We start from the raw sequence: 13,294 nt of genomic DNA, 5'->3' as shown, positions 1-13,294 counted from the left end.
ATGTTCCCGAATTCCCTCATTAATCGCCGTGAACGGGTTGCCTACAATCGGCGCCTTCATGATGAGGAGCCTGTCGGCGGACTGCATGTCGTTCCTGGAAGCACGCGTGTCGATACGCGACTGGCTCGCCACCGATGGCCACATCTGGCTTCATCTCGCGAAGACACTGCTTGCCGCATTCCTCGCGATGGGCATCGCGATGCGGCTCGAACTGCCGCAGCCGCGTGTCGCGATGACGACCACCTTCGTGCTGATGCAGCCCTTCTCCGGCATGGTGCTCGCCAAGAGCGTCTACCGTTTCGCGGGCACGGCGCTCGGCATGCTGGCCGCGCTCGTGTTGGGCGCGGTGTTCGTGCAGCAGACCGAGCTCTATGTGCTCGCCCTGACCCTATGGGTCGCCGCGTGCACCGCGCTCGCAGTGCGTTATCGCCAGTTCCGCTGGTATGGCTTCGTGCTCGCGGGCTATACGGCGGCGCTCATCGGCATTCCCGCCGTCACCGATCCGAATAACTTGCTGATCGCGACGCTCACGCGCGGCGCGGAAGTCATGCTCGGGATCGTGTGCTCGAGCGTCGTGAGCGCGCTCGTGTTCCCGCGTCATGCAAGCGCGACGCTCGTGCAATCGCTCGCGCAGCGCCAGACGGACTTCGCGGCGTTCGCGGCGGGCGTGTTGCGCGGGCGTCTCTCGCGCATCGCGCGTGAGCGCCGCTTCGCCGATTTCGTCGATGAGATCGTCGGCTTCGAAGCGACGCGCGGCATCGCAGCCTACGAGTCGCCCGCGATGCGTCAGGGCAACGGCACGCTCGCGCAACTGAACAGCGCGTTCATGGATGCCTGCGCGCGCCTTCATGCGCTCGATCAGTCGGTCAAGCGCCTGCGATCGGACCACACGCAATGCGCGCACGATGCGCTCGCGCCCTTCCTCGACGAGCTCGCGCGCATCTTCGAACATGACTCGCCGCATGCCCATCTGGCGCGCTACAAGGCGACGCTGCCGAGGCGCGTGCGCGACGCGCAACGCAGTCTCGCGAGCACGGATCACGCGACGCAACTCGATTTCACGACGTCGGGCGAGCTGCTGTACCGCTTCGTCGACGATACGATGCGTTATCTGTCGATCGCGAATGGCGAAGCGTCGAACGATCGCGCGCCGTCGCGATATGAAGCGAAGACCAACCGCTTCGTCATTGCAGCGACCTTCGCGCGCACGGGCAGCGTGATCGCGGCGACCGCGTGGTTCTGGATCGTCACCGCGTGGCCGAGCGGCGGCTATGCCGTGATCGGCGCGACGCTCGCCTGCGCGTTGTCATCGGCATCGGCGCGGCCGTCGAAGTTCATCGCGCAGATGGCCGCGGGCGCGGCGGGCGCGGTCGTGACGGGCTACGTCTTCCTGTGCCATGTCTATCCCGCCATCGACGGCTTCGCGCTCCTGTGCGCGGTGCTCGCGCCGCCGCTGGCGGCAGGCGCCTTTCTCGCGATGCGCCCGGCCGCCGCCGGATACGGCATCGGCTTTTGCGTGTTCTTCTGTCTGCTCGCCGCGCCCGACAACCGCATCGTCTACGATCCGGGCCTGCTCTTGAACAATGGCATCGCCGTTGTCGTCGCGATGCTCGCCGCGGCCATCGCCTGCGCGGTCATCGTGCCGCCGCGCACGGCGTGGCTCGTCGGCAAGACGCTCGCGGAACTGCGGACCCAGGCCGCGCTCGCCTGCGAAGGCAAGCTCGCGGGGCTCGGCGAGCGCTTTCATTCGGGCACGCACGATCTGATGTCGCAACTGCGCGGCCTGCTCACGCGCCGCTCGCGCGAACACCGGCAGGCGCTTTCGTGGATGCTCGTCACGCTCGAAGTGGGACAGGCAATGATCGATCTGCGCCGCGAATCACGCGCGTTGCCTGCACAGCGCTTCGCCGATGCATTGCGCATCGCGTGGAGCACGTCGCTCGCGCGCGTGTTGCGCGATATCGCCGTGCTGTTCCGCGCACCGGACAGCGAGACGCTGCGTCGCGCGATCGGTTCGGTCGTCGCGTCGATCCTCATCGCCGAAAGCATGCTCGACGCCGTGCGCGACGAGCGCGACGCAAGGCACGACATGCAGCGCGTGCTCGCGTGCCTGCATTTCATCCGCACCGCGCTCGTCGATCCCGATGCGCCTTTCGATGCGCATCGCTGAACGCATCCTTTCCCGGAATGGAAATGTGCCTTCCTGGCGCGGCGATTAATCCGCGCAAGCACGCGCCATATAGTTCGCATAGCACCGCGCGGCCCTTGATTCGCGCCCATTTGCCGCACGATGCCATGCGTGAAACCTGCATCGAATTAGATGAAGCGCAAGTTTGCGCGGCATTGGAACAATGTCTTGCAATGCCGCGGCTTCGAAGGCGCGAGTGCTTCCTATAATCGCCGGCCCGATTGAGCCTGAAAGCGTTCGTGGAGATGTCAATGTACGAAGACCGTATTCGCTGTGCCGCCCTGCGCGGGAAAATCACCTCGGCCGCCGACGCGGCGCGGCTCGTGTGCGACGGCATGACCGTCGGCGCGAGCGGCTTCACGCGCGCGGGCGACGCGAAGGCCGTGCCGCTCGAAATCGCCCGCCGCGCCCGCGAGGAGAGCGACCCGTTGCGCATCACGCTGATGACGGGCGCATCGCTCGGACATGACACCGACCGCATCATGACCGAAGCGGGCGTGCTCGCGCGGCGCCTGCCCTTTCAGGTCGATACGACCTTGCGCCGCGCGATCAATCGCGGCGAGGTGATGTTCGTCGACCAGCATCTGTCGGAGACCGTCGAGTTCCTGCGCGCGAACCGGCTAGGCAAACTCGATATCGCGATCATCGAAGCCGCCGCGATCACGGAGACGGGCGGCATCGTGCCCACGACCTCCGTCGGCAATTCGGCGAGCTTCGCGATCCTCGCCGAGCGCGTGATCGTCGAGATCAATCTGGCGCAGCCGCTCGCGCTCGAAGGCCTGCACGACATCTGGATTCCCGAGCGCCGGCCGCAGCGCGAGCCGCTTCCGATCTTGCGCGCGCATGACAGGATCGGCGAGACGGCCATCGAGATTCCCATCGAGAAGATCGCCGCGATCGTCATCACCGACACGCCGGACAGCGCATCCACCGTGTTGCCCGCGGATCAGGAAACGGCGCTCATCGCGGGGCATCTGATCGAGTTCTTTCAGCATGAAGTGTCGCGCGCACGCCTTCCGAAGCAATTGCCGCCGCTGCAGGCGGGCATCGGCACGATCGCCAATGCGGTGCTCTCGGGCTTCGCGGCGTCGCCCTTCGAAGCGCTGACGATCTATTCGGAAGTGCTCCAGGACTCGACCTTCGATCTGCTCGATTCCGGCAAGGCGACGTTCGCATCGGGCGCATCGATCACTTTGTCCGCGGAGCGGCAGGCGCAGGTGTTCCGCGAGATCGATCGCTATCGCGACCGGCTCGTATTGCGGCCGCAGGAGGTGAGCAACCATCCCGAAGCGATTCGCCGGCTCGGTCTCATCGCGATCAACACGGCGCTCGAGGCGGACATTTACGGCAACGTGAATTCGACGCATGTGGGCGGCACGCACATGATGAACGGCATCGGCGGCTCGGGCGATTTCGCGCGCAACGCGGCCTATGCGATCTTCGCGACGAAATCGATCGCGAAGGATGGACGCATTTCGAGCATCGTCCCGATGGTGCCGCATTGCGATCACAACGAGCACGATGTGGATATCGTCGTGACGGAGCGCGGGCTCGCCAATCTCACCGGCCTCGCGCCGCGCGAACGCGCAATGAACGTGATCCAGAATTGCGCGCATCCGATGTACCGCGATTTGCTGCGCGACTATTACCGCGATGCAGCAGCGTTCGGCGGACACACACCGCATCGTCTGGATCAGGCGTTTTCGTTCCACACGCGCTTTGCGGCGAGCGGATCGATGCTGCCCTGATGTTGCCCTGATGCTGCTTCGACATGATCGCGCGCGGGCCATGCTGCGCCGCGAAAGCGAATGGCGCGCGAGAACGAAGCCGTTACCGGGAGATTAGGCGCACAATGGCGGGAGCCCGCTTGGGCTGGCGAACAGGAGGAGCACCATGACCGCCATCACCTGGGTTCTTGCCGCCGACGGCAGCCGCGCCCGGATCTTCGAGACGGAAGGATTGAAGCTCGATTTGCGGCAGGTCGAAGACCTCAGGAACCCGGCGCCGCGCACGGCGGAATCGGCGGACAAGGACCGTGAGAAGTTCGCGAGAACCGTCGCCGAGTTTCTGGAACACAGCCGCCTGCATCGACGATTCGATCGCTTGCGCCTCGCGGTCGAGCCAAAGTTTCTCGGCCTGCTGCGAGATCATCTGAGCAGCGAAACGCGCAAGCTCGTCTACGAGGAAGTCAGCAACGACGTGTCCAACATGGACACGCGCGATATTCGCCGTCATCTCGACCGGCCTTGAATCCACTCTTGCCGGCGCGCCGCTTCCGCCACGGAAGCGGCGCGCCACGCGTCACGCCGCGGGCATGATGTTCTGATTGCTGCGGAACACGTTGTCCGGATCATAGCGCCGCTTCACTTCGGCGAGCCGCTCGTAGTTCGGGCCATACGCCGCCCTCACCCGATCGCCTTCCTCGCCTGTCATGAAGTTCACATAGACGCTGCCGAGCGCATGCGGCGTCATCGCGGCGAACATGTCGCGCGCCCACTTCGTGCACTGCTCGTCGTCGGCGGCATCGCTCCATCGGCCGTGAATGTTGATCGTGTAGATGGAATCGCGATTCGCGTACGCCGTCGCATCGACGGGCACGCGGTTCGTCTGCCCGCCCATTGCGCCGATGAAGACCTCGCACTGCGTCGATGGTAGCGACCTCACCGCATTCGTCAGGATATCGAATGTTTCGTCGTTCAGCGTCGCGAAGTTATGCGACTTCCAGTAGTTGCGCTCTCCGGGCGTGAGCAGCGGATCGAAGGCCTTTTGCCATGCGGCGAAGGGCATCGGCCCGAGGTGCTCGCCGTAGGGCGTGCCGAACGCGCGCACCGGCGCAAGCGCCCTCTCGCCGTTTTCTACCGGGCCGATATAGCAGCTCGCGAGCACGACGACCGGCTTGCCGTGCACCTCCGCGGGCAGGAACGGCAACGGCGGCGCGAGACGCAGCACGGCCCACACCGTCAGTTCGTCGGGGCTTTGCGCGACGAACTCGCGATACTTCGGCAGCACTGCATCCGCCTGCTCGAGCGGATACACGACGAGTCCGCCATAGATCTGCGGCCCGACTTCGTGCAGTTGATATTCGAAGAGCGTGACGACGCCGAAATTGCCGCCGCCGCCGCGCAACGCCCAGAAGAGATCGGGCTCGCTGTCCGCACTCACGCGCCGCCATTTGCCATCCGCCGTGACGATCTGAGCCGCGACGAGATTGTCGACCGTCACGCCGAACTTGCGGCTGATCCAGCCGAAGCCGCCGCCGAGCGTGAGGCCCGCGACGCCCGTCGTCGAGTTGATGCCAAGCGGCGTGGCGAGGCCGAACGCCTGCGCTTCGTGATCGAAGTCGGAGAGCAGCGCGCCGGGCTCGACATAGGCGCGCTTCGCTTCCGGATCGATACGCACGGATTTCAGCGCGGAGAGATCGATCATCAATGCGTCATCGCTGACCGCGCTGCCCGCGATATTGTGGGACCCGCCGCGAATCGAAACCAGAAGGCCGTTCGCGCGCGCGAACGCGAGCGCGCCCATCACGTCGGCGGTGCCCGCGCAACGCACGATCAGCGCGGGGCGCCGGTCGATGGTCGCGTTCCAGACCTTGCGTGCTTCGTCGTAGTCGGCATCCGACGGTGAGATCACCTTGCCTCTCACCGACGCCTTGAGGGTGTCGATCGCTTCGCCTGAGATGTTGATCATTGTGAGACCTCGCTGCTAGATAGAGCGCCGCGACGTGCCCGACCCTGCCAGCTGGTACGGCGAAAGCGCACGGAACCCGCCGTCGGATCACGCGTGGCGTGTCGATCGGATGCACACCTGGGAGACGCGAGGGCGGGGAAGAATTGCGATAGCGGACGCATCGGTCCGCTCACTGATTTAATGCCTCGGTTTACGGGATGTAAAGGGGCTGACCAGTGAAATCGTGCACGTGATCTAGCATGTATCGGACAAAGTTGCCGATGTGATGGATTAGTGCATGCAGCGTTTCATTCGCTTTATATGTATTCCTCATTTAATGCAAATTAATTAAGGAAACTTCTGCTTAAGAAGCGCAAAAAAAAAACGCGCCGGAGAGCCGGCGCGCTGATGCTTCGTGCGATCCGTATCGATCAGTCCTTGCCGTAGTTCGGCGAGCGCGGACCATACAACAGACCGTTCGATCCGCCCGTCGCCAGCAAACGCGCACTGGTCAGTCCCGCGACGGTCCACGACTTGTCCGTGGTGACATTGACGGCATGCTTGACCGCCGTTTGCACGAGCGCCGTGACGAGCCCTCCGCCCACGCTGAAATCGTTGCCGACCTCGCCGCCGTTCGCCTTCGCAGAACCGCTCCACAGTGTCTCGCCCGAGCGCAGATCGACCAGCCGGGCTTCCGCCGCAACCTCGGTCGTGGTCGCGATGAGCCGATACGACGAGCCGTACCTGGTGATCTTTGTGTACAAGGCCGCGTCCGCGCCGAAGATGCTGCGCAGCTTGTCGGGCGCAACGCTCTGGATGTCGTTAGGCGTCGTCAGGCCGTTATGCCTGAACGTCTCCTCCATCTCGGCGACCGGCACGACGTAGTAGCCGCCTTCGGCGAGCGGCATCGTCATCTGGGACAGCATGCCGTAGGTTGCGCCGACTTCGTTCGTGTCGTTGATCGGCGGGAGAACGAGAATCGAGCTCGGCTTGCTGTTGCGAAATGCGGTGTGGTCGGTCTGGGTCGGCGAACGCGAAGCGCATGCCGTCAGGGCCACGACAACCGACAGCACCGCGAGGAGTTTGCGGGAAATATTGAAGGTCATGGTCGGTGCTTACTGAAGTTTGCTCAACAGGAAATCCATATAGGCGGAAGATTCGGGAAACTGCGCCTTCTCTTCGGTCAATTGCTGACGCGCCTCGGCGCCCTTGCCGACGCTTGCGTACAACGTGCCCAGATGAGCCCGGAATCCGGGCGGCAACGCTCCGTTCTTCGCGGTGATCTTCTCGCGCGCCGTCTCGAGTGCAGCGATCTGATCTTCCGCACCCTTTTGTGCCTTGAAATACTCGTAGACCTGAGGCTGATAGCCGTCCCATTGATAGAGCGACGGGGTCTTGGTGGCACAGCCCGTGAGCAGCGCGCACGCCACCGCGACCGGCAGCGCGAGGCTGGCCAGCCGGAAATTCTTCGTGATCATGTTCTTCGGATGAGAGTGAGTGAATTAGCGTGCGACTTGCAGCGCGCCCGCGTCGACCTTCTCGGCCAGGTGATTGACCGCTTCGCTGATGGCCAGGTCGAGCACCTTGCCGTTGAGCGTGGAGTCATAGCTCGAAGTGCCGCCGAAGCCGATCACTTCGCGGCTCGACAAGCTGTACTCGCCGGCACCCTGGCTCGATGTCACCACCTCGGACGTGGTCGTATCGACGATATTCAGACTGACCTTCGCGTAGGCCACCTGCGTCTTTCCGCGCCCGAGAATGCCGAACAGCTCATGGTCGCCGACTTCTTTGCGGCCGAACTCCGTGACATCGCCCGTAATGACGTAATTCGCGCCCCGGATGGCCTGCGCCTTGCTGGAAAAGCCGGCTTCCTGTTTCGTTTCGCTCAAATTGTCACGATCCAGCACGGTAAAACGCCGGCTCTGCTGCAAGTCGGTGATGAGAATGGTCTTCGCCTGGCCGCCGAGACGATCGACGCCATCCGAAAACACGCCCCGCATATAGCTCGAATGATTGTCGAACTTGCCGATCGCGACCGGCACGGATTTGCCCGCGAAGGGCTTCTGGGCGCTCGCGACTTCCGGTACCGCCAGCGCGCGCGACGCTTCGGTCGCGCATCCGCTCAACATCGCTGCAACAGAGGCGATGACGATGGTCATACGGCCTTTTTCTAGTTTCATTGATTGCCTTTACCGTCGAACTTCAAAATCGCCTGTCGTATGACAGTGATTTTGAAAATCGACGATTATTTGGCAATTTTCAAACTGGAGACCAAAGAGAATTCCTAAAATTCGATCGGTGACGGCGGAAGATCGAGTCCGCGTCGTCACCGTCGAGTTCCGTCGACGCGGAGCCGGTCACGCCCGCTCCAGCACCGCCATCTCGCGCACGACCACGAGCAACATCGAGAGGCTCGCTCCGCCGCTTGCCCGCAATTCCGCCAGCAGACGCGTATAGCGATCGATCGCCGCCTCCCGCTTCGCGCGCCAGCTTTCGACGATCACATCGGGCGCATCGATGCCGCGCGACTGTTCGAGCGCGCTGACGGTCAGCGCGCGCTTGAGCCGCGCAAGCTCCTCCATCGCCGCGGCGCGCGCGAGCAGGTCCCAGTGTGTCGTGATCGGCAGCGCCATCGCCCGCTCGGCGATGCCGCGATAATCGAGCAGCGTGCCGATGCCGAAGTACACGCTCGCGACGAGTTCGAGGCTGCGCCCCGAGCACGCTGCCACTTCCGCGCTGTCGAGCACGGCAGTCGCGATCTCGCCGCTCGCGACGCGCGCCGCGAGACTGCTTTCGACGCCCGCGTCCTCCAGCTCGCGCCGGCGCCCATACCACGCGTCGAGCTGGGTCGCGGGCAGCAGCGCCGGCAACTGCGGCGCGAGCCGTTGCGCCGCCTCGCGGCAGCGCGCGAGCAGGCCTTTCGCCTCGTGCGTGCCCGACCCGTTGTGCTTCAGATGACGCAGGAACCAGAGCGACGTGTCGTCGAGCAAACGCACGACATCGACGAACATGCGCGCCTGCGCTTCATCGGCGACGATATTGTCGAGCGCGTCGATGCTGTGCCACAGATCGTCGAGGTCGAAGACATCGCGCGCCATCAGCGCCGCGCGCACGATATCGCTCGGGCGCGCATCGGTCTCTTCCATCAGCCGGTGCACGAACGTGCAGCCCACGCGATTCACGAGCGCATTCGTCAGATGCGTCGCGAGAATTTCACGCTTCAGCGGATGGCGCTGCATCGTGTCGCTGTAGCGCTGTTGCAAAGGCTTCGGAAAATACTCGGGCAGCATGTCGGCGACGAGCGCGTCTTCCGGCACGTCGGAGTCGAGCAGCTCGTCGTAGAGCCACATCTTGCCGTACGCGAGCAGCACCGCGCGCTCCGGCGACGTGAGTCCGGATTTCGCCGCCGCGCGCTCGGTGATCTCGTCATCGGACGGCAGGAACTCGATCCTGCGCTTCAGGCGCCCGGCGCGCTCGAGGAAGCGCATCATGCGCGCCTCGGCATCGAGCGTCTCCGCTTCATGGCGCTTCGCGATGGAGAGCGCCTGCGTCTGCGCGTAGTTGTCCTTCAGCACGAGCAGGCCGACTTCATCGGTCATCTCGGCGAGCAGCGCGTTGCGTTGCTTCTCGGTCATCTCGCCATCCGCGACGACGAGGCCGAGCAGGATCTTGATGTTGACCTCGTGATCGGAGCAGTCGACGCCCGCGGAGTTATCGATTGCATCGGTGTTGATGCGCCCGCCATGCTGCGCGAACTCGATGCGCCCCAGTTGCGTGAGGCCCAGATTGCCGCCTTCCGCGACGACCTTCACGCGCAGTTCCGCGCCGTTCACGCGCACACCGTCATTGGTGCGGTCGCCGACCTGTTGATGCGTCTCCGCGCTCGATTTCACATACGTGCCCACGCCGCCGTTGTAGAGCAGGTCCGCTTCGGCGAGCAGGATCGCGCGAATGAGTTCGTTCGGCGCGAGCGTCGCCGTGCTGATGCCGAGCGCCGCCTGCACCTGCGGCGAGATCGGAATCGACTTCGCGGTGCGCGGATAGACGCCGCCGCCCGTCGAGATGAGCGCGGCATCGTAGTCGGCCCAACTGGAGCGCGGCAATGCGAAGAGCCGCGCGCGCTCCTCGAAGCTCTTTTCCGTATCGGGCGAAGGATCGAGAAACACATGCCGATGATCGAACGCGGCGATCAGTTTGATATGACGCGACAGCAGCATGCCGTTGCCGAACACGTCGCCGGACATGTCGCCGATGCCGACAACGGTGAAATCGGTCGTCTGCGTGTCGAAGTTCATCTCGCGGAAATGACGCTTCACCGATTCCCAAGCGCCGCGCGCGGTGATGCCCATCTTCTTGTGGTCGTAACCGACCGAGCCGCCGGACGCGAACGCGTCGTCGAGCCAGAAACCGTATTCGTGCGCGATGGCATTCGCGTAATCGGAGAACGTCGCGGTGCCCTTGTCCGCCGCGACAACAAGATAAGGATCGTCGGGATCATGGCGCACGACATCGGGCGGCGGCACGATGCCGTCTGGCGTGCGGTTGTCGGTCACATCGAGCAGGCCGCGCAGGAACATCTGATAGCACGCGACGCCTTCCGTGAGAAACGCCTCGCGGTCCGTCACCGGCGGCGGATTCTTCACGACGAAGCCGCCCTTCGATCCCACCGGCACGATCACCGTGTTCTTCACCATCTGCGCCTTCATGAGACCGAGCACTTCAGTGCGGAAGTCCTCGCGCCTGTCCGACCAGCGCAGCCCGCCGCGCGCGACGCGTCCGCCGCGCAAATGCACGCCTTCCACGCGCGGCGCATAGACCCAGATCTCGAACATCGGCTTGGGCTCGGGCAGACCCGGCACCTTCGAAGGGTCCAGCTTGAACGACACATACGGACGCGGCTGGCCGCTCGCATCGCGATGAAAGTGATTGGTGCGCACCGTCGCCGTGATGACGCCGAGGAACTGGCGCAGGATGCGGTCTTCATCGAGGTTCGGCACCTGATCGAGCGCGCCTTCGATATCGGCGAGCACGCGCTCCGCCACCGCATCGCGATCTTCCATCGATCCGCCGCGCGCCGGATCGAAACGCACCATGAAGAGTTGCAGCAGCTTCTTCGCGATCAGCGGATTGCCGATCAGCGCGCGCTCGATATACGCGTCGCTGAAGGTCGAGCCGACCTGGCGCAGATACTTCGCGTACGCGCGCATGATCGTCACGTCGCGCGCGCCGAACTGTGCGCGCAGCACGAGGCGGTTGTAGTCGTCGTTCTCGATTTCGCCCGACCATACGGCCGCGAACGCGTTCTCGAAGAGCGGCTTCACGCGATCGATATCGAACTCGACATCGTCCTGCAATTCAAGGCCGAAATCGTGAATCCACGCGTTCGGCGCGCCGGTCGGCTCGATCAGATACGGCCGTTCTTCATCGACGCGCACGCCGAGATGTTCGAGCATCGGCAAGCTGTGCGAAAGCGCGATCGGATCGCCGGCGCGATACACCTTGAAGCGGAACGCGCGCCGCCCGGCTTCGATCGGCCTGTAGAGACTCATCGAGAGGCCGCCCGGCTGCGTATGCGTCGCTTCGATCAGCTCGATGTCGCGTACCGCCGTGCGCGCCGGATAGTCTTCGCGATAGCCCGCCGGGAAGGAATCGGCATAACGCTGCAACAGGCGATTGCCCGCTTCCTCGCCATGACTGTCGATGAGCGCATCGGCGAGATCGTCCTGCCAGCGCCGCGCGACCTGCACGATGCGCGCTTCGAGCTCGCGCGTATCGACCTCGGGCATCGCGCCCCGGTCGGCACGCACGACGATATGAATGCGCGCGAGCGGCGACTCGGACAAAAGCGGCGTGAACTCGATGCTCTTGCCGTTGAACGCCTCCATCAGCACACGGCTGATGCGGCGGCGCAGATCGGTATTGAACTTGTCGCGCGGCACGAAGACGAGGCACGACACGAAGCGGTCGAAGCGGTCGCGCCGCACGAAGAGCCGCGTGCGCTGATGTTCCTGCAGACGCAGCACGCCGATCGCGATATCGAAGAGCACGTCTTCGTCGGCCTGGAACAGCTCGTCGCGCGGATACTGCTCCAGCACCGAGATGAGCGACTTCGCCAGATGCCCTTTCGCGAGGAAGCCCGCGCGCCGCACGATGTTCGCGCACTTGCGCCGCACGATCGGAATCTCGGAGGTCGGCACGAGATACGCCGTCGACGTATAGAGCCCGAGAAAGCGACGCTCGCCGGTCACCTTGCCGTCGGGCGACGTGCGCTTCACACCGACATAGTCGAGATAGCCCGGCCGATGCACCGTCGCGCGCGAATTGGCCTTCGTCAGAAAGATAGGCGCCGCGCCCTCGATGATCGCGGCCGCGCCCGGCGGCAGCGGCGTCACGTCGCCGGCGGCCGGGGCACGCAAGGTCTCGCGCAGAATGCCCATGCCCGAGCCCGGCACGCCGCGCAACGCAAAGCCGCCTTCGTGCTCGACGAGGTCGTAGTCGCGGCAGCCGAGGAAGGTGAAATGATCCTCCACCATCCATTCGAGGAACGCGCGGGACTCGATGCCATCGGGCGTGGTGTCGCGCGTCTTCAGATCGCCGATCGAGATGCGCGCCGCCTCGGTGACCTTCGGCCAGTCCTCGACCGCCGCGCGCACGTCGCCGAGCACGCGTGCGATGTTGTCGCGCACTTCTTCGAGACGCTCGGCGTCGCTGCAACGGTCCACTTCGAAATGGATGAACGATTCGAGCTCGGAATGCGTGTCGCCCGCTTCGCTGTGGCCCTGCCCGATGCGCTCGATCTCGCCCGAATGCGCGCCCTTGCCGGCACGCCATACGCGAAACACCGGATGAATCGCCGAATGCAGCGCGAGGCCGAGCCGGTTGAGCTCCATCGTCACGGAATCGACGAGAAACGGCATGTCGTCGTTGACGATCTCGACGACGGTGTGATCCGAATGCCAGCCGTGCTGCTCCAGATTCGGGTTATAGACGCGCAGCACCTCGCGCCCGCGCACGAATTTCTGCGCCGTCTGCCAGTGCGCCATCGCGGCGCCGTAGAGATCGGCGACGTCGCGGCTCGCAATGTCTTCGACGTCGACCTGCTCGTAGTAATAGCGAAGAAGCGGCTCGATCACCTTGAACGCGGGTTCCGGCAATCGCCCCCGCGCGAAGTCCAGGAGATCGTTGATGAGCTGTTCTACCCGCGCTTCGTTCTTGACCAGCATGGTGTCCTCCCGAGGCTTTCGGTTGCGATGCCGTTGCGGCCCGCTCTTCGCGTTCATGGAGATTATGCGCCGGGCCGGGCATTTAGCCGCGCGCCGGTCATGTGCGCTTGCACAACGAACGTGCATTGCGCGTCCCCGTACGGTAGCCGCGCCGCGTGACCTTTGCGCGACATCGGGTTTCGGCTATCGTCGAAAAACGGCGCATGAAGCCGAT

General features: G+C 64.3%; 8 protein-coding genes. 3 read left to right on the top strand and 5 right to left on the bottom strand.

The window, feature by feature from the left end; translation table 11 throughout:
* The first annotated feature begins 58 nt into the window (after positions 1 to 58).
* From AC1Z32_RS28405 to AC1Z32_RS28395, 3 genes are all read left to right on the top strand, one after another.
* Positions 59 to 2,170, top strand: coding sequence for an FUSC family protein (locus AC1Z32_RS28405; RefSeq protein WP_483482167.1), 2,112 nt, complete (start codon positions 59 to 61; stop codon positions 2,168 to 2,170).
* A 269-nt stretch (positions 2,171 to 2,439) separates the two neighbouring features.
* Positions 2,440 to 3,936, top strand: a complete 1,497-nt coding sequence (gene scpC, locus AC1Z32_RS28400; RefSeq protein ID WP_483482166.1) for a succinyl-CoA:acetate CoA-transferase ScpC — start codon at positions 2,440 to 2,442, stop codon at positions 3,934 to 3,936.
* Between the two features lie 145 nt (positions 3,937 to 4,081).
* Positions 4,082 to 4,438 carry a host attachment protein gene (locus tag AC1Z32_RS28395; RefSeq protein ID WP_483482165.1) on the top strand — a complete coding sequence of 119 codons (357 nt, stop codon included), beginning with the start codon at positions 4,082 to 4,084 and terminating at the stop codon, positions 4,436 to 4,438.
* A 51-nt stretch (positions 4,439 to 4,489) separates the two neighbouring features.
* Here AC1Z32_RS28395 and AC1Z32_RS28390 read toward each other — a convergent pair whose 3' ends face one another.
* From AC1Z32_RS28390 to AC1Z32_RS28370, 5 genes are all read right to left on the bottom strand, one after another.
* Positions 4,490 to 5,878, bottom strand: a complete 1,389-nt coding sequence (locus AC1Z32_RS28390) for an FAD-binding oxidoreductase (protein ID WP_483482164.1) — start codon at positions 5,876 to 5,878, stop codon at positions 4,490 to 4,492.
* A gap of 410 nt (positions 5,879 to 6,288) precedes the next feature.
* Entirely contained in the window at positions 6,289 to 6,963 is a 675-nt protein-coding gene (locus tag AC1Z32_RS28385; RefSeq protein ID WP_483482163.1) for a DUF799 domain-containing protein, read from the bottom strand.
* Between the two features lie 9 nt (positions 6,964 to 6,972).
* A complete protein-coding gene (locus AC1Z32_RS28380) occupies positions 6,973 to 7,332 on the bottom strand; it encodes a DUF4810 domain-containing protein (RefSeq protein WP_483483336.1) in 360 nt (119 codons plus the stop codon).
* A gap of 27 nt (positions 7,333 to 7,359) precedes the next feature.
* Positions 7,360 to 8,037 carry a CsgG/HfaB family protein gene (locus AC1Z32_RS28375; protein ID WP_483482162.1) on the bottom strand — a complete coding sequence of 226 codons (678 nt, stop codon included), beginning with the start codon at positions 8,035 to 8,037 and terminating at the stop codon, positions 7,360 to 7,362.
* 177 nt (positions 8,038 to 8,214) lie between these two features.
* Positions 8,215 to 13,080 (bottom strand): NAD-glutamate dehydrogenase, encoded by a 4,866-nt coding sequence (locus tag AC1Z32_RS28370; protein ID WP_483482161.1) that lies wholly within the window; start codon positions 13,078 to 13,080, stop codon positions 8,215 to 8,217.
* Positions 13,081 to 13,294: the final 214 nt, after the last annotated feature.

It is taken from the genome of Caballeronia sp. 11_S32 (assembly GCF_056930355.1).
This window is presented reverse-complemented; position numbering and strand designations above follow the sequence as displayed.

Coding starts and splice junctions, on each gene's coding strand:
- AC1Z32_RS28405 (WP_483482167.1), top strand. CDS start 59: ATGATGAGGAGCCTGTCGGCGGACTGCATGTCGTTCCTGGAAGCACGC.
- scpC (WP_483482166.1), top strand. CDS start 2,440: ATGTACGAAGACCGTATTCGCTGTGCCGCCCTGCGCGGGAAAATCACC.
- AC1Z32_RS28395 (WP_483482165.1), top strand. CDS start 4,082: ATGACCGCCATCACCTGGGTTCTTGCCGCCGACGGCAGCCGCGCCCGG.
- AC1Z32_RS28390 (WP_483482164.1), bottom strand. CDS start 5,878: ATGATCAACATCTCAGGCGAAGCGATCGACACCCTCAAGGCGTCGGTG.
- AC1Z32_RS28385 (WP_483482163.1), bottom strand. CDS start 6,963: ATGACCTTCAATATTTCCCGCAAACTCCTCGCGGTGCTGTCGGTTGTC.
- AC1Z32_RS28375 (WP_483482162.1), bottom strand. CDS start 8,037: ATGAAACTAGAAAAAGGCCGTATGACCATCGTCATCGCCTCTGTTGCA.
- AC1Z32_RS28370 (WP_483482161.1), bottom strand. CDS start 13,080: ATGCTGGTCAAGAACGAAGCGCGGGTAGAACAGCTCATCAACGATCTC.